General features: G+C 42.8%; 24 protein-coding genes. 9 read left to right on the forward strand and 15 right to left on the reverse strand.

Annotation, left to right across the window (positions count from 1 at the left end):
* Positions 1-442 precede the first annotated feature (442 nt).
* The 6 genes from AC1P5O_RS02880 to AC1P5O_RS02905 form a co-directional block, all read right to left on the reverse strand.
* Positions 443-730, reverse strand: coding sequence for a hypothetical protein (locus AC1P5O_RS02880; RefSeq protein ID WP_005103447.1), 288 nt, complete (start codon positions 728-730; stop codon positions 443-445).
* 159 nt (positions 731-889) lie between these two features.
* On the reverse strand, positions 890-1030 hold the full coding sequence (locus AC1P5O_RS02885; protein ID WP_004645377.1) for a hypothetical protein: 141 nt from the start codon (positions 1028-1030) through the stop codon (positions 890-892).
* Positions 1031-1187: 157 nt separating this feature from the next.
* On the reverse strand, positions 1188-1457 hold the full coding sequence (locus AC1P5O_RS02890; protein ID WP_005103448.1) for a hypothetical protein: 270 nt from the start codon (positions 1455-1457) through the stop codon (positions 1188-1190).
* Positions 1458-1765: 308 nt separating this feature from the next.
* Positions 1766-1969 carry a hypothetical protein gene (locus AC1P5O_RS02895; RefSeq protein ID WP_005103450.1) on the reverse strand — a complete coding sequence of 68 codons (204 nt, stop codon included), beginning with the start codon at positions 1967-1969 and terminating at the stop codon, positions 1766-1768.
* A gap of 329 nt (positions 1970-2298) precedes the next feature.
* Positions 2299-6819 (reverse strand): translocation/assembly module TamB domain-containing protein, encoded by a 4521-nt coding sequence (locus tag AC1P5O_RS02900; RefSeq protein WP_153566257.1) that lies wholly within the window; start codon positions 6817-6819, stop codon positions 2299-2301.
* A 35-nt stretch (positions 6820-6854) separates the two neighbouring features.
* Positions 6855-9509 carry an autotransporter assembly complex protein TamA gene (locus AC1P5O_RS02905; RefSeq protein WP_499005616.1) on the reverse strand — a complete coding sequence of 885 codons (2655 nt, stop codon included), beginning with the start codon at positions 9507-9509 and terminating at the stop codon, positions 6855-6857.
* 276 nt (positions 9510-9785) lie between these two features.
* On the opposite strand from AC1P5O_RS02905, the gene AC1P5O_RS02910 reads away from it, so the two are divergent.
* Both AC1P5O_RS02910 and coq7 read left to right on the forward strand, forming a co-directional pair.
* Positions 9786-11105: an MFS transporter gene (locus tag AC1P5O_RS02910; RefSeq protein ID WP_348942170.1), complete on the forward strand. Its 1320-nt coding sequence runs from the start codon at positions 9786-9788 to the stop codon at positions 11103-11105.
* A gap of 3 nt (positions 11106-11108) precedes the next feature.
* Positions 11109-11744, forward strand: a complete 636-nt coding sequence (coq7, locus tag AC1P5O_RS02915; protein ID WP_004278762.1) for a 2-polyprenyl-3-methyl-6-methoxy-1,4-benzoquinone monooxygenase — start codon at positions 11109-11111, stop codon at positions 11742-11744.
* 144 nt (positions 11745-11888) lie between these two features.
* Here coq7 and AC1P5O_RS02920 read toward each other — a convergent pair whose 3' ends face one another.
* Entirely contained in the window at positions 11889-12590 is a 702-nt protein-coding gene (locus tag AC1P5O_RS02920; protein WP_005103458.1) for a DUF1003 domain-containing protein, read from the reverse strand.
* Positions 12591-12872: 282 nt separating this feature from the next.
* Between AC1P5O_RS02920 and AC1P5O_RS02925 the strand changes: the two genes are divergently transcribed.
* The gene (locus AC1P5O_RS02925; protein WP_005097209.1) at positions 12873-13574 is read left to right on the forward strand and encodes a VIT1/CCC1 transporter family protein; all 702 of its coding nucleotides are present in this window, start codon (positions 12873-12875) and stop codon (positions 13572-13574) included.
* Between the two features lie 334 nt (positions 13575-13908).
* Here the strand turns inward: AC1P5O_RS02925 and AC1P5O_RS02930 are convergent, their stop codons facing one another.
* From AC1P5O_RS02930 to AC1P5O_RS02950, 5 genes are all read right to left on the reverse strand, one after another.
* The gene (locus AC1P5O_RS02930; RefSeq protein ID WP_004731424.1) at positions 13909-14082 is read right to left on the reverse strand and encodes a hypothetical protein; all 174 of its coding nucleotides are present in this window, start codon (positions 14080-14082) and stop codon (positions 13909-13911) included.
* Positions 14083-14165: 83 nt separating this feature from the next.
* Entirely contained in the window at positions 14166-14603 is a 438-nt protein-coding gene (locus AC1P5O_RS02935; RefSeq protein WP_004731425.1) for a 2-amino-4-hydroxy-6-hydroxymethyldihydropteridine diphosphokinase, read from the reverse strand.
* Positions 14560-14940, reverse strand: coding sequence for a dihydroneopterin aldolase (gene folB / locus AC1P5O_RS02940; RefSeq protein ID WP_004645388.1), 381 nt, complete (start codon positions 14938-14940; stop codon positions 14560-14562). Before folB ends, AC1P5O_RS02935 begins: the two co-directional genes overlap by 44 nt.
* Before the next feature lie 124 nt (positions 14941-15064).
* Positions 15065-16363, reverse strand: coding sequence for an ABC1 kinase family protein (locus AC1P5O_RS02945; RefSeq protein WP_004731431.1), 1299 nt, complete (start codon positions 16361-16363; stop codon positions 15065-15067).
* A 58-nt stretch (positions 16364-16421) separates the two neighbouring features.
* Positions 16422-17207 carry a HesA/MoeB/ThiF family protein gene (locus AC1P5O_RS02950; protein ID WP_005266211.1) on the reverse strand — a complete coding sequence of 262 codons (786 nt, stop codon included), beginning with the start codon at positions 17205-17207 and terminating at the stop codon, positions 16422-16424.
* 468 nt (positions 17208-17675) lie between these two features.
* On the opposite strand from AC1P5O_RS02950, the gene AC1P5O_RS02955 reads away from it, so the two are divergent.
* Complete coding sequence (locus tag AC1P5O_RS02955) at positions 17676-18206, forward strand: pyridoxamine 5'-phosphate oxidase family protein (RefSeq protein ID WP_004731434.1); 531 nt, start codon at positions 17676-17678, stop codon at positions 18204-18206.
* A gap of 254 nt (positions 18207-18460) precedes the next feature.
* Here the strand turns inward: AC1P5O_RS02955 and AC1P5O_RS02960 are convergent, their stop codons facing one another.
* The 3 genes from AC1P5O_RS02960 to AC1P5O_RS02970 form a co-directional block, all read right to left on the reverse strand.
* Positions 18461-20107, reverse strand: coding sequence for an AMP-binding protein (locus tag AC1P5O_RS02960; protein ID WP_004731435.1), 1647 nt, complete (start codon positions 20105-20107; stop codon positions 18461-18463).
* Positions 20108-20374: 267 nt separating this feature from the next.
* Complete coding sequence (locus AC1P5O_RS02965) at positions 20375-21511, reverse strand: acyl-CoA dehydrogenase family protein (RefSeq protein WP_004278771.1); 1137 nt, start codon at positions 21509-21511, stop codon at positions 20375-20377.
* Between the two features lie 164 nt (positions 21512-21675).
* Positions 21676-22446 (reverse strand): SDR family NAD(P)-dependent oxidoreductase, encoded by a 771-nt coding sequence (locus AC1P5O_RS02970; protein WP_004278772.1) that lies wholly within the window; start codon positions 22444-22446, stop codon positions 21676-21678.
* Between the two features lie 138 nt (positions 22447-22584).
* Here AC1P5O_RS02970 and AC1P5O_RS02975 point away from each other — a divergent pair, with 138 nt between their 5' ends.
* From AC1P5O_RS02975 to AC1P5O_RS02995, 5 genes are all read left to right on the forward strand, one after another.
* Complete coding sequence (locus tag AC1P5O_RS02975; protein ID WP_174893667.1) at positions 22585-23607, forward strand: AraC family transcriptional regulator; 1023 nt, start codon at positions 22585-22587, stop codon at positions 23605-23607.
* Between the two features lie 228 nt (positions 23608-23835).
* On the forward strand, positions 23836-24189 hold the full coding sequence (locus AC1P5O_RS02980) for a hypothetical protein (protein WP_004278774.1): 354 nt from the start codon (positions 23836-23838) through the stop codon (positions 24187-24189).
* A 165-nt stretch (positions 24190-24354) separates the two neighbouring features.
* Entirely contained in the window at positions 24355-24738 is a 384-nt protein-coding gene (gene tnpA / locus AC1P5O_RS02985) for an IS66-like element accessory protein TnpA (RefSeq protein ID WP_005094709.1), read from the forward strand.
* Positions 24735-25070: an IS66 family insertion sequence element accessory protein TnpB gene (gene tnpB / locus AC1P5O_RS02990; protein ID WP_004282310.1), complete on the forward strand. Its 336-nt coding sequence runs from the start codon at positions 24735-24737 to the stop codon at positions 25068-25070. The genes tnpA and tnpB overlap by 4 nt, the downstream gene beginning before the upstream one ends.
* A gap of 74 nt (positions 25071-25144) precedes the next feature.
* The coding region (locus AC1P5O_RS02995) for an IS66 family transposase (protein ID WP_171521934.1) at positions 25145-25703 on the forward strand (559 nt) is incomplete at its 3' end.

Here is a 25703-nt window from a genome sequence, read left to right on the forward strand (position 1 = left end):
AACTTATAATTTATACATTAGCATAATATTACATTAATTTTTCAATTAAAAAGCCCGCTTACTCTTTCAAATAAGCGGGCTAGTGCTGTAGTCATTTTCTTCGTATTATTTGCGTCTTCTTGTTTTCGCAAAATGACTATAGCACTGTGAATTTATCAATAAAGTATAGGGAGTATTAATAAACTGTTTTCTTACATTTGCTTTAAGTTACTTTTCGTTCAATAAGCTATACATATTAAAAAAGCCCATCTTTCGATGGGCCTTCCCCTTTATCACTTTTGCGCTGATTCAGGTATGTTGTCAAAGTGAGCAACGACTAGAAAATACGCAAGATATTGATAAAAATATATAAATACCCCATTAACATATAAAAAAACTATAGTTTTATAAAAAATAACTATACTTGTTGAAGTAATTGACGATTTTAACCTTCAACGACACCTTATAGCTGACTTAATTTGCTAGACATATAAGTTAAAAATAACGTCTTATCCTGAAAATTAGGCATTTCAAACACCCAAAAAATGTAATTTTTAGATCTCAATTTAAGTTTCACATTCACAGCCTTTACTTGAATTATTACATCCTCATGCTGCATTTCTGCGAATAATTCTAAAATCAGCGCAAAGAATCTCAGTTTGTTGACTGTGTTGTATTTTGTTGGTTTATATATTCTCAAGGCTTCAGAATATATAAGCTCGCACCATTCATTTCCATCTTCATCATCCATTAGCTCTCATTTAATTATTTAAAATAGATCACGAGGTAGGTTTATAACATGGTGGCTATAATTAAACTGCTTTTAATCTGAATATTAAAATTATAATTTTTTAGAAAATAAAAAAGCCCATCATCCGATGAGCCTTTTTGGAAAATATATCGTGAAGAACTAAGCTGCAAATTCTTGCAGTACAAATCGTTTTACACTTTCATCAAAGTCAGGTTTTGAAAGAGCAAGCTTGCCATTTTTCATAGTTTTATAACAATAACTCGCTGCTACTCCCATACCAACCAAAGTCAACAACTTCATTGCTCACCTCTTTACTGGGAAGATTTGAATACAAAGTTATCATTCAAATTTGTAGTTTTCCAACTCAGTTTCGATTGTTTTCTGTACTACATGTTAATGAATGTATGAATAATAAATGAAAACCTGCCGGATGATGTGTTTGCTTAAAGTCTTTCAACTAGTGGTTAATTTGCGTATCTATCCAGTTAAGGAAATTTTCCTTATTACTGAATTCTGGCATAGACCCTAAATTTATAGACTCTTTAGCACCAAATTTTCCAGCGACAGTATTCGGTGCTTGAACTCTGAAATCCAGAGGATCACTTTCATGTAGAGTTCTAAAATATTCTACCGCTTTATCAAATTCACTTTTATCCTTAAAACCTGGTCGTTCCTTTAAAAAGTCATAAACTTGTTCTAGAGCTGGTAGATAATTATTTTTAGGCATTCTGTTTTCTCTAAAATAATGAGTTTTATGATGAAGACCTATTTTGAATGAATAATGATAAGAATATTCCCTTATTTCTTAGAGTTTATGTAAATTATGATGATTTTAGAGTTAAATCTAAATTCTGGAGTAAGCTGATAAAAAATGAGCGTAAACATACACTCATTTTTACTACATTTTCTGATGCATGCTTAACTGACCTGCATTGCTTTAAAATAAGGTCTATTTTATTGAACAAAGTGCAAATGTCGGCTGCTCTATCAGTAAAGATCAGATGCACTTTAAATGCGCCAGTTTAAGGTTCAAGCCTAATTAACGCTATGAATATCAAGTTCATCATTGGTGGTCAATACAACAGAAGCCAAAATTGGAATGCCCAAAATGAAAGGTACAGCGAAAATCCATAGAACTACGGTTACATCCGATTTAAAGAAAAATTGAATGGCTAATGCAGTCAAAATAAGTACAGAAAATAGAATCGCAGCAAAACGGATGATAAATTTAGTCGACATGCGAAGATGCTCTTATGCGTGAAATCGTATTTTCAATATACACCTATTTTTATTATGGGTTTATTGATTTTCAGTCTGTTATTGCATATTTTAATTGATTTTCTATATGTGATAGCTGAATTATACGATGATCAGTTTTCTTCACCCTGAAGTCTCATCCTAAATTCTTTCTCTACTCGTAACTCTATTGTCATATATGTATAGAGATTGAATTTAGAGATCAATGCTTCTGCTGACTATGACATCAATCTACTTTATAGCTAATAAAATCTTTGTCCTGTCTCCTAATAAAAGAGCCCTAAAATTTTAGGGCTTTTTTATTGCTTAAATTAGAAGCGCCAATTATAGAACAAGTCAATCGCACGTTCTAGAGACTGACTCGCTTCCAGATACAAGCGCTGATTTACCTGATAACGTAAAGTCAGCTTATTCACTGGTGTGAATACCCCGACCCCATAGCGCAGATATAAATCAGGCGTAATATAACCAGTCACAGAAACCTGGGTATCATCTCCTGTACCTTGGGCATCCAGAGCTAGACCAGTTAAGCCAAAACTGCGCCCGATCTGGTTGGTCAGTGCGCGGGTGCCACCCAAGCCCAGACTAATCCCCGCAGCAGCGATCGTATTATTCACATCGGATCTAAATCCTTCAGCCTGGCTTAAACCAGATACACCTTCATTGACACGGCCGGTAATCAAGGCATTCAAGGCTTCCTGTTCTGACAGGCCTGCATCATTATAAATCTGAATACTTGGACTCGATGCAGTCCCTGTTACGCGCACTCCAACTGTACTACCCTGAACCGATTTATTGGCATCAATGTCCAGTGTCGGATTGGTAAGTTCACCATTAAAACGTGCGATAGCACGATTCAGGTCCAGACTTTGACCATAGGCTTCGATTTTCACCCGCTGTGATACCCCGATTGCACCATTGGCACGCATTGCGGTTTCCAGACCACGCTGTGACAGATTGACTCGACCCAAGAGTGGAATACGACTGTCAAAGCCCTGGAAAATCACCTGATTCCCTAAAGAAACGGCAACATCTGCCCGGATATCCCAAGGACGTGCAGACTTCAAGATCGCCAGCTGATCATCACCTTCACGCACGACACGTACATCTGAAGATAAACCAACTACAGGTTCTGAGGCTTCAGGCATTGAAATCAATGCCCGCGGTACATCGATTGTGCCACTCAGACTCAGTTTTTTATTAAATGGATACATGTCCAAAGTCAAATCAGGTGTCACTACAGCGGTAATTAATGGGGCCTGACGAATCAGCAGATTGTCCCCTTGCAGTTTTAACTGCACCCGCGGATCACCTTTCCATTCCACAGAACCGGTTAATTTGCCCACACCACGGCCACTGTTAAATGCGCCATTGATGCTAGCCGAATTCTGACGTATGGATGAATAGAGCTGTACATTGGTCAAATTCACCGGTAGGGAGATCATGCTGATTGAAGCATCTTTGACACGAACCTCACCTTCAAGCAAAGGATCCGTTAAAGTTCCGCTAATTTTTCCGGCATAAGATAAAATCCCGTCCAGATTACGGATGTCCTGAATAAATGGCTTAAAGATTTTGAGCCGTACCTGGTTAAAGGCAATTTCGCCACGCATCGGTTTACTGTCACGGTATGGATCAATGATGACATTGGCATAGCCGGTTCCGATATCCGGGGTTTTAACGTCCAGCCGAAGTTGCAAGCCATCTGCCACGCTTTTTGCCACCAGACCGACTTCATCATATTTCAGTGTAGAACCCAAATAATCTGGATCTTCGGAAGATAAGCCCACCACACCATTACGCGTCACCAGACGCGCGTCGATTTTAGGTTTGGCGCCTTGTGCCCAAGCAGCCTTGGCATAACCATTGACTTTACCCGTCAACGCCAATCCATCAGGCAGGAATGCACTGAAATCTTCCAGATCAAGGTTTTGGGTAACAAAAGAGGCACTGCCACGGGTTTTATTAACCCGAATCGGCTGATCAAAACATAGCTGGCTTTGCTGACTCATCCAGCAATGAGCACCGATGAACAGATCCGATTGAGCACTGTTATAAATCACGGCTGCATTCTGACGCTGTACCAGACGGGCACGTAAAGAGTCGAAATCACCTCTTTGAATTTGACCCAGCCAGTTATTCTGGGCATTAAAACCGCCGGCAAGCTGCACAAAGAATTCGGACAGGCGGTTTTCTGCCTGCACTTTGAGAATGTGCGCAGCACGGGTACCGGCCAATGATATCTCACCGCGTACAATCTCGCGTGAACCACTACGCAGGCGATCCATAGTTGCGGTCAATAAAGTTGGTGTGCTTTGCGATGTTGGCAACTGTCCACGAACACGAACTTTCTGCACGCTAAACAGGTTTTTAAAGGCAAAATTGTCGATAGACAGGTTGGCTGAAGCCTGCAATCGTGGCTGTGCCTGCATATTGATATAGCCCTGCGCACGACCTCTTAAGCCTGGATACAATTCAAACAGAGCCGGCGCATTGACTTTCAGTTGGAGATTTTGTGCATTACCGGTCGCCTGAATCTGGTTGCTGGCATAAGACAGGAACAGGTTATTGGCTTCAAACTGCTGTGGTACAAAACCGCGCTGGTTCGAATTAATGATGACCGATAAATTACCCGTGCCACGTACCGGTTTGTTATTCAGCATACCGGCCAGATTTAAGCGTTGAATCTGAATGCGTTTTAAGGCATCTGACCACACCCCTTGGGTTTGCACATTGCCTGACAATTCGCCTTTCAGTTTGGCATTAAAATATTGCGGCTTAAAACGGATTAAAGATGCATTGATATCCCAGCCAATCCCATTCGCCAGATTGACCAGACCGCTGGCATTAATCTTGCCAGCCACACCATCATGTCGGAATTCATTTATCTTCAACATTTCCGAGGTGCCTGAAACGCGCAGTTTCAGCATACCCTGACTGGCTTTAAGCTGGCTAGAATTTAAAGCACCATCATAATTGACCGCATAACCTTTAAAAACACCGCCCGCTTTTTCATTATGGAATAACAAGGCAATAGTACTGTTACCGGTCAGACGTACGGTTTCATTTTGCTCTGCCAGTCGTCCGGTCAGGTCAACACTGTTCAGTTTGATAATCTGCTGATTCGGTTGCGCATAACCATTGGCTTTAACCTGGCCATTCAAACGATCTACCGGTGAAGCTGCCGCAATACTTTGGGTATTCAAATTTTTGGCATTTAATACTGCGGCCCATTTTAACTGGCGTTTTTCCTGTGGCAGTTCAATCCGTGCATTGCCGCTTAAGCTGCCTGCTGCATTGGCGCTGTAATTAAAGCTCGGGACATTCAGGATATTTTTGTTCAGATTGAGCTTGGCTTGGTACATGCCTGCAGGTAGAAGTCCTTCTTCATGCTGCTCGACTTTAGTCGCCACATGAATATTCTGCTGACCTTCGACCAATGCCAATTTGACATCGCCAGACTGACTGCTGAGCCAGCCCACATAAGGTAGGGCGCGATCAATATTTTTCCAGGCAACATCTAACAGCATCGGTTGTACTTTATTGCCTTTGGCTGGGTTTTGATCCAGCTTCAGATTCCAGCTTTCATAACGGTCGAAATCAACCAGTCCGGTAAGGTGCAAGCCATTTTCCAGGTTACCCGCAGAAGCAATATTCGCATCCAGACTTGGCGGCAAGAAATCTTGTACGACTTGCGGAATGCGCTCGTGCTTGGGATCAATCCCGTTCAAACGCCCAGCCAGATCCCAGCTGACCCGGTCTTTCCAGCCTACTGTCCCGGCAAGGCTAACTGTACCTTTCATCAACTGACCATTCAGATCGGTAATATTCAGCTGATTGACCAGATCGGTATACATCACCGCACTATATTGGCCTTGCGGAATATTTTCCCCAATCAGGTCAGTCTGGACGTTCAGGTCCAGACGCTTGATATCGCCATTAAACTCGGCAATACCGTCTTTGGTAAACAGTTTCTGTTCGGCCAGAATAGGCCAGTGGTAATCTTTGAACTTTAACTCGCCGCGCATCGGTACCTGAGGACGCATCGGATGTACGATAACCCAACCGGTTAATAAATCAGGCGTATTGGTTGCTACGCCAGCCTGAATCGTGTCCAGTGTTCCGCGTGCCCGCACCTGAATATCATGAATATTCAGGCTGTCTCTTAAAGAAGGCAGATTGACGATGCCCGTGGCATCTAGCGGATATTTGCCTTCAAACTGCATTTTACCCGTGGCTTCACGTACCGATAGATAGCCCATATCCATCCGGGAATCTTCAAAATTTAATTCGGTGCCGGACCAGAGCGCCTCATTTAATTCAATATTATAGAAATCAACTGCATTGGTCTGGGTTTTAATGACCAAATGATCCAGCAGTAAATGATCAACGCGCAAGATAAAAGGCAAACGGATAGCATTAAACTTGAACGGTTCGCCCGTTGATGGTTGCTTGTTAATAATTTGCAGATTGAGGACATCGGCTTCAGTCAGATGAATTTCTTTTTTGACAATCGCGCGCCAGCCCAGCTTAACATCAGCACGATCAATTTTGACATCGACTGGTTTCAGGCTGACCAGCACATTTTTAAGAATAATCCCGCGCCATAAATTACCGCCCTCATATTCATATTGAATAATTTTCTGGCGTTCCAGCACCTGATCCAGCAGGAATTTACTGCCCTGATTGGTCGAAAATAGTAAAGCCAGCACAGACAGCAGAAAAATCAGCGAAAAAAGCACCGACAATAGGATACTTCTGAATATACGGCGCTTTTTCGGCACAACGCTATCTTGTGGTTCTTGTTCTGGCTGTGGTTGGTTCTCGACCATGATCTACTCAAATAACTATTTTTTAAAATGATGTTTTATAACTGTGACCCAATAAAGAAATGTAAACGAATCGGATAATTGTCATCAGACAGTCCAGTCGCTACATCTATACGTATAGGCCCAATCGGTGAAGCCCAACGTACACCCACACCCGCGCCATATTCGGTCGGATTATTGAATTCTTTATTATAGGCATTTCCGGCATCTGCAAATACCGCAGCACGCCAACCTTCCTTGAACTGATAATTATATTCTAATGAAGCCACGCCCAAAGCCTGACCACCTACTTTAAAGCCCTCAATTTCAGGAGAAAGGCTCTTGTAGTCAAAACCACGGATACTCTGGTCACCACCAGTGAAATATCTCAGGTTATACGGTACCTTGGCAAAATTTTCAGTGAAAATATAGCCTGCATCGGCACGCCCCACAAACTGATGATCTGCATTTTCACCCAGTGAATAGATAAAACGCCAGCCTGCATTCACAATGGCCATATCCGCATCAGACAATAAAGCCTCGCTGCCCAGCTCAATTTTATAAGTCTGTTTGAAACCCTTGGTTGGGTTGACCCGACGATTGCTATCGGTACGTGACACTTCATAACCGACTAATAGCGATTGCTGTTCATCTTCGGTATTAAAGCGAAAAGCTTCAGGAATCTGGTTAAAGTCGACAGAACCATCCTGCTTCAAGCGATCCAGACGATAACGTGCGCCGAAAGTCCGTTGCCAGCTACCACGTGGATTTTTGATAATCCGGTCTGCACCTAAGACTGCCGATTCAATCAACAGGCCTTCACCCTGTGCGACACCTTCACGCTCTTCACGCTCATACCCCCCCACAATACTGACATAGTCATTCAGCGGATGGTGATAGGGAATGTTATAACGTCCATCAATGGATTGGCGGATACCTGATAGCTCCATGTTGGCATCAAACGAATGTCCACGCTTGTTCACAATGGCACGACGATATTGACCACGTAAACGGATATCGGTATCTGTGCCATAACCCAGACCCACTTCAGCACTGTTTAAACGGTCTGCATTTAAAGTCACAATCACTGGAATCTTTTTCTCTTCCCGTGCCTGTACTTTTAAACGATCCTGTTCATTCTCTTTGGTTTGCTGCTCAACCCGCAAAGTTCTTAAATTTGCACTTTCCTGATCGCGACTACCGGCAAACTGGTCTTCGTCCACAACATTCTGGGTCACTTCCTCAGAAGAGGATACCGAGCGAGCCGGTGGCGTCGTCGCAACCTGATCTTCAGCCCGTTGCTGTTCTTCAATCAGGCTTTGAATATCGGGTGCCAGTTCCAGCTCTTTATCAAGCGGATCGGGGCGAATCGCATCCACCAGGGTATAGTTGAAATAGCGTGAGTTGGTCAGGTTGTTGGCCAGGATATTGACCCGCCAGAAGGTATAATCTGCACCATCTGTCCAGGTGACCAGACTTTCCAGTACGTCTCGGTCCAGCGGGAATTCCTTTTCAGGATCGCTCATTCTAAAATCGACATTGCCTAATTTATAACGGTCACCCGTTTCAAAACGCAGATTCACATCAGCGGTATTCTGTGGCTGGGCAATCTTCACATCATGCAGACGCCAGAATGAATCAAAATAACCGTTGTTATTGGCTGCATTATTGATTCGTTCTTTGGTCTTTTCATAATTGCCATGATTGAAAATATCGCCTTCTTCCTGTTCAGGCAAAAGACTGATGACCTGGAATTGTGGCTGTTCGGCGCCTTCTCCAGTAAATTCAATATTTTGAGTGCTGATCAGGACAGGTTCATTTGGGGTCACAAAAACCCGGACCCGACTGTCAGAGATTTTTTCAAACCTGAACTGGGCATTATAATAGCCCACTGCCTGCGCTGCCTGTCTGGATAAGGTGCGTAATTGTGGCAAAGCTGAATTAAAGTCGCCAAAAGACTCTTGGGTAAAACTGGATAATTTAGCTTTGACATTATTTCTTAAATTCAGATGGCCTTCAGGTACATCTTTACGATTCAGCATACCGTTGCTTTGTGCAACACCTTGCCCATTTATGATCACCACATCTGCACTAATGCGAGGAACTCTTGCGGTCATGATCTGTCGTGGAGGACGGATTTTATAAAATAGCCGTTTGAACAGATTCGGACGTTTATCATCCTCAGCGACAAGCTGACCTGGCACTTCTGGCAAGGTCAATCCGGCTTCATTATTTTGTACAATAATCTGGCTGTCAGCCTGAATCGATTGCATCAACTGATCGACATTAACCGGCGCCTGATTGATTTCCAGCAGTTCTTGCTGGCTGATATCGGCCACCACCGTTTCGCTGGTCTGAGTATTGCGATAGTTTTGTGCTTCCTGTTTGGCTTGCTCGGCTACCTGGTAAATTTCATTCGCCATGTTCTGATCAATAGTCTGTACTAGCAGATCTTCCAGATCATCAAACTCGATCGGCGTAAATTCACCCAGACCAGATCCTGCATTTTGCTGTTGTTCCAGCATCAACATGCTGTCCACTGGAACTTCAGGCTCCAAGGCTTCTTCGATTTTTTCTTCCGCTTCCGTTTCGGACGTGGCCACTCCCTGACGAATCGCTTCTTTGGATAGCTCGTCCACCATTTCTGCCTGAGAAATGGCCACAGGTGTTTCGGGCTGTTCGGTTTGTGCCATGCTCTGATAGGATAACATCATAAAAAAGATGCTCATACACAGCTGCATACCACTATGCTGTGGTATGAGAGGCCCCATACTGCGATTTAGCATCGTTTTTTTAAAATTTTTCTTTGCAGGCATAGCAAACTCTAAACGAATACATTCTTTAATTGATTATTTGACCGAAAAATATAAGCTAAGGAGCTTAATTAATTGGTTTTTACCTTTACATGGCTGAAAGTATCTTACATGATTTTTCTCAATGTTTACGCATAACTGACATTTCTTAATAAAACTTAATGTAGCACGGCCTATATGAACAAAAATGAACATTTGTTAGCTTCTCGGCGCTTTTTACCGATGTTTCTGACGCAGTTTTTTGGTGCATTAAACGATAATGTATTTAAACAGGCGTTACTGCTGGTCATTACTTATGGCTGGATTCAACAGCAATCGGCCAGCATCAGCACTTTAAATAATCTGGCGGCTTTACTGTTTATCTTGCCCTATTTTATTTTTTCAGCCACGGCCGGTCAGATTGCCGACAAATACGAACGTTCACAGCTGATTCGCTATCTCAAGCTTCTGGAAATTGCCATTATGTTGCTGGGAACTGTCGGTTTCCTCATGGGCAATTTATGGATTCTGTTATTTGCCCTGTTCCTGATGGGCACCCATTCCACTTTCTTTGGCCCGATCAAATATGCGATTTTACCTGAAGTCCTGAAACCGAATGAACTGATGTCCGGCAATGCCCTGTTTCAGTCCGGAACTTCTCTGGCAATCCTATTCGGTATGATTCTGGGCGGTGCAGTCATTGCAGCTTCCGCCGGCAACCTGATCTGGATCAGTTTAACCGTCATCAGCATCGCCTTGATTGGTTATATATCCAGTCGCTATATCCTGAAACAAAGTATTCCCGCGCCTGAGCTGCAAGTTGACTGGAATTTCTTCCGCACCAGCTTGCAGACCTTGAAATATGCCAAAAGCTTACCTCTGATTTTTACCATTTTACTGGGCAACTCATGGTACTGGTTTTATGGTGCAACCTATCTGACCCAGATTCCTCAGCTGACATTACAAAATCTGCATGCATCTGAAAATGTCGCCAGTCTGCTCTTAACCTTTTTTTCTGTCGGAATTGGTCTGGGTTCATACTTATGCCGTAAAATTGGTGCCAGCCAGGTCAATATCAAGATGGTGCCTTTTGGCGCGATCGGTCTGGTGATCTTTGCCCTGTATCTGGCCGCGAGTCTGGCCTTTGTTCCGGAGCGTACAGGTGCATTAATCGGCTTGGCAGATGTCTTTCAGCAAGGCTGGAGCTATTATCATGTGATGCTGGCCGTCACCTTACTTGGAATTAGCGGCGGTTTTTATATTGTACCGCTGTATGCCATGATGCAGGCGCATTCTCCCCGCTCACATCGTGCGCGTGTGGTTGCAGCAAATAACATTCTGAATGCCGTTTTCATGGTATCTTCTGCTATATTCTCGATTATTATTTTAAGTGTTTTAGAGCTTGATCTTAAAATACTTTTTTGTATTACCGCAGTATTAAGCGGTCTGTTTACTCTCTGGCTACTTTACCGGCTGAAACCAATGATCAAAACTGCAAAAGCGCCCTTGGAGGATTAATTCATGCGTCAATATACAGGTCTCGATAAACTGATTCACTCTTTTGACCAGGCATTACGCAGTCTAGTCCCGGGCACGACTTCGGCCCAACGTGAAAATCCGGCCCAACCGGTAGAAACACAGTTAACCGTCAGTGATGCACGTCATGTGGCAGGTTTAATGCGGGTCAATCATAGTGGTGAGGTTTGCGCACAGGCGCTGTACCATGGTCAGGCGATGACGGCGAAACTCCCGAATGTACGTCGCGAAATGGAACAGGCAGCGATTGAAGAACAGGATCATCTGGCTTGGTGTGAAAACCGCTTAAAAGAACTGGATAGCCATACCAGTCTGCTCAATCCGGTCTGGTACGGTCTTTCCTTCGGTATGGGTGCAATTGCCGGAATCGCAGGCGATAAATACAGTCTGGGTTTTGTGGCTGAAACAGAACGTCAGGTCAGCATGCATTTACAGCATCATCTTAGCCAGTTGCCACCGCAGGATGAACGTTCTCGTCGTATTCTAGAACAGATGAATGAAGATGAACTGCATCATCGGGATACAGCGTTAAATGCTGGCGGTGTAGATCTACCCGTTCCAGTTAAGATCGCCATGACAGGCATTTCCAAGTTGATGACCAAAACCAGTTATTTTATTTAAATCCCACTATTTTAATTTTAGCCCACTCATTTGTGGGCTTTTTAATACATCTGAAATCCTCACTGGTATCTATCAGCTCAAGGGATATCGTTATCTTATTGCTTATAAGTTCTATAAAATAATAGAGATTCCCCACAGCTTCCTTTAATCTTTTTTGCTCATTTCAGAAAGCAGGTCCAGCTGGATTTCCTGAATTTGCGCCAACCGTTCCCATTGATGTAGCAGCAGATGATCTAATTTTTCATGCAAGTGTTGGATTTCCAGCTCGGCTTTTAAATTGATCTGATAATCATTTTGCGAACGTAAGCGGTCTTTTGCTTCCTGTCTGTTCTGGCTCATCATAATAATAGGTGCCTGAATCGCCGCAAGACAGGACAGGATTAAATTCAATAGAATAAATGGATAAGGATCAGTAGGTCGTGTCACCATCACCACAGTATTTATCGTAATCCACAGGCCCAAGAAGATTGCAAAACAAATCAAAAAGGTCCAGCTTCCACCAAAAGTTGCAATTTTATCGGCGAGCCTTTCTCCCAAGGTCCACTTTTGCTCTAAGCTCGTTTCCACATTTTTGGTGATCAGTTCATGCTGATGCATGCTATGAATCACTTCAAACTCAAGATCAGTCACTTCCCCCTTTTCCGAACTTAATAATGAATGTACATACTGTATGCGGTACTGGGTTAAATCTGCCTGGCAAATATAATCTTGCGGTGTCCAGCCTGGAATATCCCTGGCAATCTCTTCAGTAATGACTTTTCTGACTGTTCCCATCGGAGTGAGATTTTTCAGAAGAAAGTGCTTGCCGCATACCAAGCATTTATGGCTTTCATGTTTTTCTTTCATGATAATTCTCTTTTTAAACCGGCTCACTCAGCTATTATTTTGTTCGATATGTTTGATTTGCTTGAGTCATTTTTACCATTTGCAAATCAATTATGTATCAAGTGCGTCTGATTTCTTGAAATTATGAATCTCATTTCGATTTTATCTTAGATTGATAAAATGCTCAGCCAAGCGCACGATGAGCTGATCATTCAAGATAATTTTCAGATCGATTCAATCCTACTATCTATACATGACTTAAATTTAATATAATCATGATGATAATAAAAAAGGGGCTTCATTGTGCGCCATTCATACCATCTTGAAAAACATTATATCGAACGTGCGGGCTGGCTTCGTGCAGCTGTACTGGGGGCAAATGACGGGATTATTTCGGTCACCAGTCTGGTGGTGGGTATCGCAGCCAGTGGAGCATCCACAGAAATTTTATTGGTGACCTGTGTTGCCGGCTTAATCTCTGGCGCTGCCTCGATGGCAGCTGGTGAATATATTTCGGTTAAATCCCAGCAAGATATTGAAACCAATGATCTACTCATGGAAGAGCGCGAACTTCAGCGCCATCCCACGCATGAGTTAAATGAACTCAAAACGATTTATATACAACGAGGTCTGGAACCCGCTTTGGCACAACAGGTCGCTGAACAGCTGACCGATCATAATGCCTTGGATGCCCATGCCCGGGATGAAATTGGTATTTCAGCACATACCTCTGCCCAACCCTTTCTCGCTGCATTTTCTTCCGCCATGGCATTTACGGTAGGTTCATTATTTCCTTTAATTTCAATCATGATTTTACCGGAACACTATCTGGATAAAGGCGTCATGCTGATTGGTGTTTTAAGTTTGGGGATGATGGGTGCACTGGCGAGCTATGCCGGTGGAGTAAGTGTGTGGAGAGGTGCAGTTCGGGTGATGCTCTGGGGAATTATCGCCATGTTATTCAGTGCGTGGATCGGATCATTATTTAATGTGTCTGTTGCCTAAATATTTATTTATTAGTTAGACACAGAATAGGATTGAGCCGTTCTTCTATTAACATCACTGAAAAATATTTTTTTCAAAGAATTAGCGGCTCTAACAAAACTTGAGTTTAATTAATATATGTTCGGTTTTAATTTAGATGTTTAAAACCTAAGATCTATGTCTGAGAGGTATTGTTATGGAAACTACGATCATTCTTGCCATCTTGGCGATCATTATCGTATTGCTGATCATTTTTTATAACAAGAAAAAGTGAAAGAGCGATGAGGCATTTTTACTGCTTTGAGGATTTTTATCGAACTTAAAATAAATTCCAGAGCCTTAAATCAATCAAACATTAATTGCCTGTTGGAAAACTATGAACCCCCCATTGGATGACATAAAGAATCCCAAGAATTAAAATCACCGAAACCAAGATTTCTAATATTTTCATTTTTAAAGGATTCCTAAACTCCGCCTGAGCCATCTTATCTGAATTTTTCTTTTCATCTAAAACAAAAAACTGAAGCATAAAAAAGCCTGATCTGGCTTGATCAGGCGGGTTAATTATTCTTACTGGATAAAATGTATTAGCAAAAAATTAGGTGATTTGATTTAAATCAGCTGTTCAACTGTTGGGAAGCTATGTGATCCATGTTCGAACATGGCATCATGCCAGATATCAAACATAGGCACTTTCACATCCAGAGCCAAGGGCAACTTTTTTTCATTAAACTGCATATGTTGAAGATCTAATCCCCAGGCAATCAAATCAACATCCAAAGTAATCTGATGAGATGGACGTACTCGCCCTGATGCCTGTTCCAGCTGTTTGAGCAGCTCAATCAGGCCTTCACTAGACACCGAACTTCGCAATAAACACGCTGCATTCCAGTAATCTGCGCCGATGCCATCGCGGCAAGGAATCATATAAATGGGAGAAAACTGAACTTCTCCCCATTCAGAAATACGTTGCTGTGCAGCTTGAAAATGTTGCTGAGGATGACAATTACTCGCTAATGCTAGGGCGAAAATCGTTTCGGTGTCGTTCAAGACGTATTCCTACAGAATTGGCTTGCGCGATAATGGCAGGCTTACGGATCGTAATATTAATCGATTCAATTGCTGTAAAGGTAGTAAAAAGTGCATTCAGCACTAACTTTGCTGCATGTTCAATCAATTCAGGCTTGGCGTCTTGAATGACTTTGCTGGAAATCTCACAAATTTCTGCATAATTCAGCGTATCTGCAAGTGCATCTGAGTTTGATGCCTGTTCTAAATCGGTTTGAATGGTCAAATCCAGCATTAGAGGCTGAATAATTTGACGCTCCCAGTTAAAGCAGCCCACGACTGTCTCAACCTTTAAACCTTCAATAATAATGGCGTCCATTGGATTGCTCGAGAATTTAGTACTAACCAAATCCCTCTCAAGCCCCTTTACAAAAGGAGGAGCTTTTAAAGTCCCCCTTTTAAAAGGGGGATTTAGGGGGATTTTTCCAAGTCTAGATAGGGTTTTAATGCTTTAACAGCAGGTTCGGATCCATGCTTTGCACCATTTGCAAACGCTGATCGGCATAGATATCGGTATACGGCGCCAGAATTCGCATGAAACGATCGAAATACAGCATTTGCTTGAATAGCAAGGCAAAGTCACGCGGGAACCGGATCCCGTGACGTTCACCCACAGCCACCATATCCATCATGATATCGTTCAGGTCAGCAGGATTGGACGTTAATAATTCCTGCGGATCCGCCATCAATACACCGCTAAATAAGCGTTCCAGATCAGCAGCCAAGACTTTGGTGTCAATCTGCACAGCAGTCATGCCCATTTTCAGCATGTTTTGTGCCATCAGCTCATAATTGGTATGTTGCAATGAATCCATAAATGCCATACATGCCGTCCATACCTCAGGTTTAAGCTGACCGACAATACCGAAATCAATAAAACCGACACGTCCATCTTCGAGCAGCATCAGGTTGCCTGCATGTAAATCGGCATGGAAGCTGTTACACATCATCAAGCTACCAAACCAGGTATTCATCGCAGTGATAAGTACTTGAGATGGATCTTTGGATACTTTTTTGACCACTTCAAAATCTGTCAAAGGCACACCGTATAAACGCTGCATGGTGAGCACACGACGGGTCGAATATTGATGATAAACCTTAGGTGCAGTGGCTGCCTGATTGTTGGTGATATTCAGGTAATTAACGAAATCATCCAGATTCTGTGCTTCTTCGATAAAATCGACTTCACGCACCATACGGGTTTTGATTTCTTCGACAATGTCAGCCAGTGAAGCAAACTTAACTTTCGGGACTGCTTTTTCCAGCAACTTGGTTGCCCAATGCAGCACATTCAAGTCAGTGTACAAAATGGTTTCTACGCCCGGTTTTTGTACTTTAATCACGACATCTTCGCCAGACACCAGTTTGGCCGCATGCACCTGTGCAATAGATGCAGAAGCTAACGGCGTTTTATCAATCGATGCAAAGATTTCATCCAGATTACGTCCTGTAAATTCAGAAGCCAATACTTGCTGGATATAGCTAAACGGCAAGCGTGGAGTTTGATCCAGACAACCCTGAAATTCTTCAACATATTCACGTGGAAACAGCGACGGTGTGCTGGCAATAAACTGACCCAGCTTGATATAAGTTGAACCTAAGGATTCAAAAGTTTCACGCATGAGTTTGGCATTGCTCGGCTTTTCAGTGGCATATTTAAAGCCCGCCTTTGCCGCAACGACTGCTGTTTCCCCCATACGGGCAACTGAACGTATTCCATCTAACCAAATATTGTTTTTCATAATGTCTTAGGAAAAATTAATTAAACGCAGTGTAGCAAAAAAAATTCACTTTGCAGGCTTATCTTGCCTGACAGATTGGGCAATCTGTATCTTTTTCGAAAGCGAGAATCCGCTGCTTAAAGCTCATACCATCCCACAACAACAGCTTTTGTCTGAGTGGCATCTGGCCCAATCCCAGATATAACAAGGCATGATGTGCCTGCAAACTGGCCATCACATTCGGTGTGGTCGCCAATACACCGGAATCTGCACAGCGCAGACTTTCATCGGCCTGATTTTCTGGCGGAAACAGGCAGGCATAACAGGCGGAATCCCCTTCGACCATAAACAGCTGGCCTTGCAAGCCAATCGCAGAAGCACTCAATAATGGCACATTCAGCTCAACACAGATCTGATTGACCAGATAACGTGTGGCAAACTGGTCACAGCCATCCAGCACCAGATCCTGATGTTCAATCAAGTGCGCTGCATTCTCAGCCGTTAAGGCCTGATTCACATATTCAACCTGTACGTTCGGATTAACCTGACTTAGTCTTTTGGCCAGAGTTTCTGCCTTATAAAATCCAATATCCTGCGGCATAAATGCCAGTTGTCGCTGTAAATTACTCATCTCGATGGTATCTGGATCGATCAGGGTAATTTTCCCCACACCTGCACGTGCCAGAAGTTCTGCCAGTGCACAGCCAATCCCGCCACAACCAATAATGCAGACATTAGAAAATTTTAACCGTTCTTGAGCGTCAATATCCCAGCCATCCAGAAGAATCTGACGGCTATATAGATGCAATTCAGCATCGGTAAGTTCAAATTCTGGGGAGATGGCATCCATGTTAAATGTAGACAACGTCTTTCCTTGTTTCAAAAATTTTTAACAATGATCGTAAAATTAACTTTACTGAAGTTTTTAAGTACTGATAAATTTCTGGAATATCAATCTCACAGTCAATTTACAGCATATCAATAAATGGTTCGGCACTCGTTAAGGCAAATAGCATATCAGCTAAACGCTCGGTATCAAGCTGCAGCCGCTATGGCTTGGCAAGATTTTTTGAATCACTTCAATTGAATGGTTCCGGCAAACAGCTCTTTCTCATTTATAAAAGGTGTCAGACCTGAAGTTTTTTAAAATCTTTGTTATTGAATTTCCCTGTAAATCGAGCTGTCTTGTTTAGCAATTCTGTAGTCTCTGCCTATATTTGAGTATGAAAATGTATGAGTTCAGTGAGACCTAAGGCATCTGTCTCCAAATATGATTAATCTGAAAATACCAAGCAATCTTTTCAGCTTTCATAAAATCGTCTGGAGAACATACGTGACCGAGCATAACAATACTCAACATGATAATCGTGAAAAATTATGGGAATTGATCAAGGATGTCCGTTACACCATGATCAGCCATTTAACCGACACACATGAAATACACTCCCAGCCGATGACCATGCTGAACTCCGAGCAGATGAACGAACGTCAAAATTTATATTTTATTCTGCGTAACACGAATGATCTGGTCAAAGCAGCAGAAACAGGCCGTGGTCAGATCGGTCTGTCCTTTGCAAAACCATCAGATGGTATTTATGTATCGATCAGTGCTCATGCCCAGATCAGTACTGACCGTATTCTGATTGAACAGTTGTGGAATCCGTGGGCTGAAAACTGGTTTGAAGGCAAAGATGATCCTACCGTACGGGTATTGATTGCTGAAGCAGTCAGCGCAGAATATTGGAATGTGACAGACAACAAAGTCACCCAGCTTTTTAAAGCCTTAAAAGGCGGCGTAACTGGTGAAGCGGGCGAACCGCATGCAGAACATCAAAAAGTGAATCTACAAGGCAATATCTGGTAATGAATGAAATTTAGCCTCTTTATCTTAAGAGGCTAAATTTTTGATATATTTCATTTTAAATATTCATGTAATTTTACTGTAATGACATAAAAAATATAATTTTGCTTACCTCAATCTGCTTTCTTAAAAATATAAACTTGGGAAAATCGACGCAATATCTAACTAAAATTTGAGTAGAAGATTTATTTCTTAAAAAACCAAAAGGCTGCCATGGCAGCCTTTTAGTATTCAATCAAAAGATGAATTTTGAAAAATTAGCTGACTCGCTTTATCTCTTGAAGTTTAGCAACTTCCTGCTGTTTGAGTAAATTGCGCTGAATCTTGCCACTCGATGTCTTCGGTAAAGATGTCACAAACTCAATCTCTTTCGGATAGGCATGTTTGGATAAACGTGAACGTACATAACTTTGCAATTTTAACATTAAATCTTCAGTAGCAGGATAAGCCGATTTAAGCACCACAAAGGCTTTCACAATTTCAGTTCGTTCTAGATCTGGCTTACCAACGACTGCGGATTCAAGTACTTCTTCACATTCCAGCAAGGTACTTTCTACATCAAAAGGTCCAACCCGATATCCCGAGGTTGTAATGACATCGTCCGCACGTCCAATAAAATCAATACCGCCATATTCATTCAGCTTCACGGTATCACCAGTGAGATAATACTGCACGACAAATGACTTGCGGTTGTGACCTGCATAGCCTTCAAACCACATCAACGGTGAAGCTGAACAGTCAATTGCCAAGGTTCCAATCTCGCCTTTTTCTACTTCCTGATGTTCTTTGTTCAATACAGCAAAACGATGCCCAGGAATGGCAAAACCAGCTGAACCGACTTTTTTATAATGCTCCAGGCCATGATGATTGGCGATCACCATACCCAGTTCAGTCTGTCCATATTGATCATAGATATTCACATTTAAATCATGATTGAACCATTGAATCACTTCAGGCGTGAGCGGCTCACCAGCACTGCTTACCACGCGTAAATGCGAACTGATGCCTGCATCAAATTTTTCTTTAAAGCCAAAGAACATGCGAAATGCGGTTGGCGAACCAGTCAGGTTGCTGACCTGATATTTTTGAATGATTTGTACGGCGTTATCGACACTAAAGCCACGTTCATCCATGATGATGCTGTGCCCTAAACTGAGCGGCCCTGCAATGCCATAATACAGTCCATACGCCCAGCCCGGATCTGCCAGATTCCAGAAGGAATCTTCATCTCGCAGATCTACGGCGTGCAGCATATAGCCTTTAAAGGCCAATAACGCTTTTAAAGGCACAGGAACCGATTTCGCCAGACCTGTGGTGCCTGAAGTAAACATCATCAGGAAAATATCATTAAACTGGCAATTTACCGGTTCAAACTCTTCCGGTTGTTGCTGTAAGGCTGTCCAGAAATCAGCATCTTGATAATTATCCGCTGCTGCCTGATGCACAGTCAGAATATTAGGAACATTGAGATCATGGAGTTTCAGTCGTTGTTCTTCATCAGTAACGATCAACTGGGTATTGGCGGTACTGATACGATGTTCAATGGCTTTGCTTTCAAAGGCAGTAAATAAAGGTTGGTAAATGGCACCAATCCGCCAAGTGGCCAATATAGTAATTAAGAGTGCTGGCGTTCTTGGCAGCAACCCTGCAATACAGTCACCAGCCTTTAAACCCAGAGAATGCATATAATTGGCCAGCTGTCCTGAAGCCACGGCCAGTTGTTCAAAGGTCCACTGCTCTGCGTCTCCGTTTTTGCCTTCCCAAATCAGTGCAGTTCGGTTTTGACCCAAGTAGCGACCACAGCATTCGGTATACGCATTGATGTTCTCTGCGTTTCCAACCAGATGTTCTTGAACCATATTTTCAAAATTAAAATCAGCATATGCCTGTTCTAGTGTCTTCATGACGACAACCTCTTTCCTGTTGTAGTTTTCAGGCGACCTTGCCTGAGTTTGTCCATTTGTATTTGTTGTTCCTGCTGATTCCATCAGCATACTTTCTCAAATCTGCATTCATGCCCTAGGGCTAGAACATGAATAAGGCTTATTTTTCGATTATTCGTACTGTATGTCTTTAGATCATCATGTTCAGTTGAATCCTGCAATTTCCATATCCATCAACGTAAGTGCCAGATTTGAACATCAATCAAAGTCTGTTTTTTAAATTAAAAATCAGCGCTGACATACTTCACGTGCAATCACCAGACGTTGAATATCCGATGCACCTTCATAAATCTGGCTCACTCGTACATCACGATAAATTCGCTCGACCGGAAAATCAGAGACATAACCGTAGCCACCATGAATCTGGATCGCATCCGAGCAGACTCTTTCTGCAATAGTCGATGCAAACAGTTTTGCCATCGATGCTTCTTTTAAACACGCCAAGCCTGCATCTTTTAATGTTGCAGCATGCAAAACGAGCTGACGTGCGGCTTCAATTTGTGTCGCCATATCTGCAAGCCTGAACGCTACAGCCTGATGTTGCACAATTTCTACACCAAAGGCTTTACGGTCATTGGCATATTCCACTGCAGCATCTAGTGCAGCCCGCGCCATACCGACTGATTGTGCTGCAATGCCGATCCGACCCGATTCAAGATTCGACAAGGCAATTTTATAGCCTTCACCTTCCTGGCCCAGCAGGTTGGCAGCCGGAATCCGGCAGTTATCCAGAACGATGGTCGCGGTATCGGAACAATGCTGACCCATTTTCTCTTCTAGGCGTGACACGATATAACCCGGTGCATCGGTCGGCACCAGAAAGCATGAAATACCCTTTTTCCCTGCAGATTTATCAGTCACAGCAAAGACTAGTGCAATCTGTGCGTGTTTACCTGTCGTGATAAACTGCTTGGTACCATTTAGCACCCATTCATCGCCATCGCGTTCGGCTTTACACTCCAGCGAACTGGCATCCGAACCAGCCTGAGGTTCTGTCAAACAGAAACAGCCGAGCCATTCACCTGTCGCCAGCTTAGTTAAATACTGCTGTTTTTGTTCCTCTGTACCATAACGCTGAGTAATGCCACAAGGCAAAGAATTCTGCACACTGACAATCGTCGAGATTGCACCATCACCTGCGGCAATTTCCTCAAGCGCCAAGACCAGTGACACATAATCCAGACCTGCACCGCCCCATTCTTCAGCCACTGTCATACCCAATGCGCCAAGCTCACCGAGTTCTTTAAGTTCTTGTGCTGGGAATTGTGCCGTTTTGTCGCGTAAGGCCGCTGTCGGTTTCAGTTTCTGCTGCGAATAGTTACGCATCATGTCCTGAATCATTTTTTGTTCATCATTTAAAATCACGGGTATTTCCCTTCTTTATTTTTTTCTATCCAGCATTAGCAAGGACTTTTTAACTGCCAGAAATGTGATGCTTTCTGGATATATTCGGCAAATTCAGCATGCAACTTTCCCTGATACGTCATTGCCATTTTGATGAATCAGAGAAAATGTGTTTATTTAAAAAATTATTTTGGCGCCATACGGATTGCACCATCTAGACGAATCACTTCACCATTCAAATAACCATTTTCAAAGATATGTCCCACCAGCTGGGCAAATTCCTGTGGTTTGGCCAGACGCGATGGAAATGGCACCATTTGCCCCAAAGCATCCTGGACATTTTGCGGCATGCCTTTCAGCATCGGAGTTTCCATAATGCCCGGCGCGATAGTCATGACACGAATTGCCTCACGAGCCAGTTCACGTGCCAAAGGTAAGGTCATTGCGACCACAGCACCTTTTGAAGCAGCATAAGCAGTCTGGCCAATCTGACCATCATAAGCAGCCACAGAGGCAGTATTCACAATCACCCCACGTTCTTCTTCACCGGCTTGCAGCTCATATTTTGCGATTAAAGCCGCCGCATGACGCAGCATATTAAACGTACCATTTACATTAATATTCAGCACTTTTTGAAACATCGCCAACTCATGGATACCATTACGACCCAAGACTTTGGCAGAAGGTGCCACACCGGCACAGTTCACCAGGCCATTCAGTTGACCATAAGTCTTTTCGACCTCAGCAAAGAAAGCTTCAACGGCTTGTTCATTGGTGACATCCAGCTGAAAAAATTCAGCCTGTGCGCCCAGTTGTTGTTGTAATGCCTGACCCTGCTCCTGATTCATATCGACCAGAATTACTTTGGCACCTTGTTCAACCAGATGCGTCGCCGTAGCCGCACCCAAACCTGATGCACCACCTGTAACGACAACAACTTTTCCCTGAATGTTCATGTTTATTTCCTAACGATTTTTATATTTCAGATACGACTTAATATGCAGAGTAAACAGAGTTTTTATTCTGTACAATTTCCAAATATTGCATCTTGCATGATGTATTTGGACAATGAAAACAAGGATGTCAGACTGAATATGCATAAGCCTGCACCGGAATATAGCAAAGGCACCATCTCGATTGATCTGGTGAACGAAGCATTGCTGGATGCCAAACGGCTGCAATTTGATATCTCTGACATTCTAAAAAAAGCCAATATCCCAGCAGAAGTATTGAATGCTCCCAAGGCACGCGTATCCGTTAGCCAATTTGCCCAGTTATGGACTGTGCTTGCAGACAGCATGAATGACGAATTTTTTGGTATGGACAGCCATGCCATGCGTCGTGGTAGTTTTAAATTACTTTCGAAAATGGTCATGCAGGCAGATACACTGGAAAAAGCGCTGCAACATATTTTGCAATTTCTCAACCTGGTTTTGGACGATCTGCAAAGCACGCTCATGGTTGAGGAACACTATGCCTATATCGTGATTTATGATCTACAACAGACTAAACGCATGTTTAGTTATGCGACTTATCTGATGCTGATTCATACCCTGATCTGCTGGTTAAGTGGACAACGGATTTTGCTTAATCAGATTCAATTGAAATGCGCAGCACCCCTAGATGATTTTGATTACAAAGTCCGTTTTTGTGAACAGATTGAATATCAGGCCAGCGAAAATTACGTGCAATTTGATGCAAGCTATCTGCAATTGCCGATTAAACAGGATGCTCAGTCCTGGTATCAGTTTATTCAGCAAACCCCACAAAATTTATTGGTGCGTTTTAAAAACCCCTATGCCTTGAGCACCCAGATTCGCCGTCAATTACTGCAAGTTTCACCGGCAGAATGGCTGGAACTGAATGAACTGGCCTTAAAAATGAATATGTCTGAAGCGACCATGCAACGGCGTTTAAAAAGTGAAGGTGTCAGCTATCAACAGTTAAAAAATGAGATACGCCGGGATACCGCCATTGAATTGCTGACCCGTACTGAACAAAGTTTACAAGAGATTAGCGATCAGCTTAATTTTCAGGAATCCAGTGCATTTCATCGTGCATTCAAAAAGTGGACTGGCGTCAGTCCAGGCGCATATCGACAAAATAACATTAGATAATTTATATAAACTTAGACTTCAAAGATATTACCGAAAAATACTTAGATTCTAAGCATTTATTTTTATTATGATTATATATTTCAAGCCCTAAAACATATATTAGCAGGACTACACAGTCACCCAGAAAGCTTTGCAATTCACCCGGAAATAGATTATTTTTCATTCAATTTATAGCACTTTTGCTATTGGCTGTACTCTCCATTTTCCTTTCTAGTTGAAGGTATCTCCATGTTAAAGATGACTGATGTGCTTGGGCAAAATCTTGTCCAAAACTTCTCTAAAGCTTTATTTTCTTCGACTGATCTCATTACAGAACAGTTGAATCAAGGGATTTTAAATGCATCGGATGCAGAACTGAAAGATGCAATTCTGCACTTCTTTAACCAGGTAGATGCTGTGGAAGCGGCTCAGGCCCTTGAAATTCCGGCAGAACGTATCAATGAATTACAACAAGGTATTGCCTTGAAAGATGAAAAATCTCTGGCAGATACTTTAAAAGTTGTGGCACTTTGTCTGGCAATGGAAACTGGTAGTCTGGATCAGGTAGAAGTCTATGACTGTCTACAAGACTATCCAATGTAATTATTTTTAAAAATTCCTCGAAAGCGGTGCTCTGGCATCGCTTTTTTGTTTTTAGTTATACTGCGTTGGCATCATGTCAGTAAGCGTCCGCTGAACACACCTTATGAATTCGTCCTATAAGCCTTAATTTAGTCCCCACTTAAAAACAAGTGGGGACTAAAATTTATGACTACAAATCACCAGACATCCATCGCATCTCTTGCGAAAAAACGAAGAACATACAGTGCTGAATTTAAACAGCAGATCGTTCAGGCTTGTAAAGCACCGGACGTTTCAATTGCTTCGGTCGCTTTGCAACATGGATTGAATACAAATCTCGTATCCAAATGGATTCGCTTAATTGATGCTAAGCCAGGGAATGATCGCTCACCACTACCGAATAAACCTGCATTTATTGCCTTATCCTGCTCTGCACCATTAGATCCTACTCCTACTGACATGTTAACGGTTCAAATTACTTTACCCCACTCAAAAGCAGAAATTGGCTTGAAATGGCAAGTATCAAAAATATCTGCTTTAGCAGAATTACTCAAGGCACTGGCAACATGATCCGTATCGATGAAATCTGGTTGTCTACCCAGCCCATGGACATGCGAGCAGGCATGGATACGGCCATGGCTCAGGTGGTGAGAGCCTTTGGCTACATCAAACCGCATTGTGCTTACCTGTTCTGTAATAAACGTGGCCATCGCATGAAAGTACTGGTGCATGATGGACTGGGGATCTGGCTGTGTGCCCGGCGGCTGGAACAGGGCAAATTTCACTGGGCTAAAGTTCACCAGGGTGAAAGCGTAGCCCTCAGCCCGGAACAGTTACAGGCACTGATCCAGGGTTTGCCCTGGCAGCGCATTGGACAACAGCAGGTAGTGACGATGCTCTAAACCAGGTTGGTGCATTCTGCTATTCTCCAAACGTTCTATTTCCTCTGCGTCATGACCTCAGGCATACTGAGGTCATGAATACGCTGCCTGACTTAAGCCAACTGACCCATGAACAACTGCTGGAATTCACCAGGCAGTTGGCGCTGCAGCATCAGTCTCTAGCACAATCAAACCAGCAATTAGATGCCAGAGTTCAACATCTTGAAGTCACCAATCAGCAATTAGATTCTAAAGTTCAACATCTTTCTATTCTCAATCAAAAATACGAGCATGAACTCGCACTATTTAAACAGCACAAATTCGGCAGTAAAAACGAACATCTCACTGCAAAACAAATCCATCTCTGGGATGAAGCGGTCGAAGAAGATATTGCAGCCGTTGATCTGGAACTGGAACGGCTGAATGCAGATAAAACCGATGCAGCGACACACAAAGCCAAAGCAAATAAACCTAAACGTCGACTGCTGCCCGATCATCTACACACCATTCGTATTGAGCATGAACCAGCATCAACCCAATGCAGTTGTGGCTGCCAGTTACGTCGTATCGGCGAAGATATCAGTGAAAAACTGCATTTCAGACCGGCACAGTTCTATAAGGAACAGCATGTGCGTGGCAAATGGGTCTGTGATC

The organism is Prolinoborus fasciculus (assembly GCF_056724605.1).

What these genes read in the sequence shown, in the direction of transcription:
- AC1P5O_RS02930 (WP_004731424.1), bottom strand. Translation starts at nt 14,082, where the DNA reads ATGCTTCAGTTTTTTGTTTTAGATGAAAAGAAAAATTCAGATAAGATG.
- AC1P5O_RS02980 (WP_004278774.1), top strand. Translation starts at nt 23,836, where the DNA reads ATGTTAAAGATGACTGATGTGCTTGGGCAAAATCTTGTCCAAAACTTC.
- AC1P5O_RS02960 (WP_004731435.1), bottom strand. Translation starts at nt 20,107, where the DNA reads ATGAAGACACTAGAACAGGCATATGCTGATTTTAATTTTGAAAATATG.
- AC1P5O_RS02880 (WP_005103447.1), bottom strand. Translation starts at nt 730, where the DNA reads ATGGATGATGAAGATGGAAATGAATGGTGCGAGCTTATATATTCTGAA.
- AC1P5O_RS02970 (WP_004278772.1), bottom strand. Translation starts at nt 22,446, where the DNA reads ATGAACATTCAGGGAAAAGTTGTTGTCGTTACAGGTGGTGCATCAGGT.
- tnpB (WP_004282310.1), top strand. Translation starts at nt 24,735, where the DNA reads ATGATCCGTATCGATGAAATCTGGTTGTCTACCCAGCCCATGGACATG.
- AC1P5O_RS02910 (WP_348942170.1), top strand. Translation starts at nt 9,786, where the DNA reads ATGAACAAAAATGAACATTTGTTAGCTTCTCGGCGCTTTTTACCGATG.
- AC1P5O_RS02945 (WP_004731431.1), bottom strand. Translation starts at nt 16,363, where the DNA reads ATGAAAAACAATATTTGGTTAGATGGAATACGTTCAGTTGCCCGTATG.
- AC1P5O_RS02975 (WP_174893667.1), top strand. Translation starts at nt 22,585, where the DNA reads ATGCATAAGCCTGCACCGGAATATAGCAAAGGCACCATCTCGATTGAT.
- AC1P5O_RS02920 (WP_005103458.1), bottom strand. Translation starts at nt 12,590, where the DNA reads ATGAAAGAAAAACATGAAAGCCATAAATGCTTGGTATGCGGCAAGCAC.
- AC1P5O_RS02895 (WP_005103450.1), bottom strand. Translation starts at nt 1,969, where the DNA reads ATGTCGACTAAATTTATCATCCGTTTTGCTGCGATTCTATTTTCTGTA.
- AC1P5O_RS02885 (WP_004645377.1), bottom strand. Translation starts at nt 1,030, where the DNA reads ATGAAGTTGTTGACTTTGGTTGGTATGGGAGTAGCAGCGAGTTATTGT.
- coq7 (WP_004278762.1), top strand. Translation starts at nt 11,109, where the DNA reads ATGCGTCAATATACAGGTCTCGATAAACTGATTCACTCTTTTGACCAG.
- AC1P5O_RS02900 (WP_153566257.1), bottom strand. Translation starts at nt 6,819, where the DNA reads ATGGTCGAGAACCAACCACAGCCAGAACAAGAACCACAAGATAGCGTT.
- AC1P5O_RS02890 (WP_005103448.1), bottom strand. Translation starts at nt 1,457, where the DNA reads ATGCCTAAAAATAATTATCTACCAGCTCTAGAACAAGTTTATGACTTT.
- folB (WP_004645388.1), bottom strand. Translation starts at nt 14,940, where the DNA reads ATGGACGCCATTATTATTGAAGGTTTAAAGGTTGAGACAGTCGTGGGC.
- tnpA (WP_005094709.1), top strand. Translation starts at nt 24,355, where the DNA reads ATGACTACAAATCACCAGACATCCATCGCATCTCTTGCGAAAAAACGA.
- AC1P5O_RS02905 (WP_499005616.1), bottom strand. Translation starts at nt 9,509, where the DNA reads ATGATGTTATCCTATCAGAGCATGGCACAAACCGAACAGCCCGAAACA.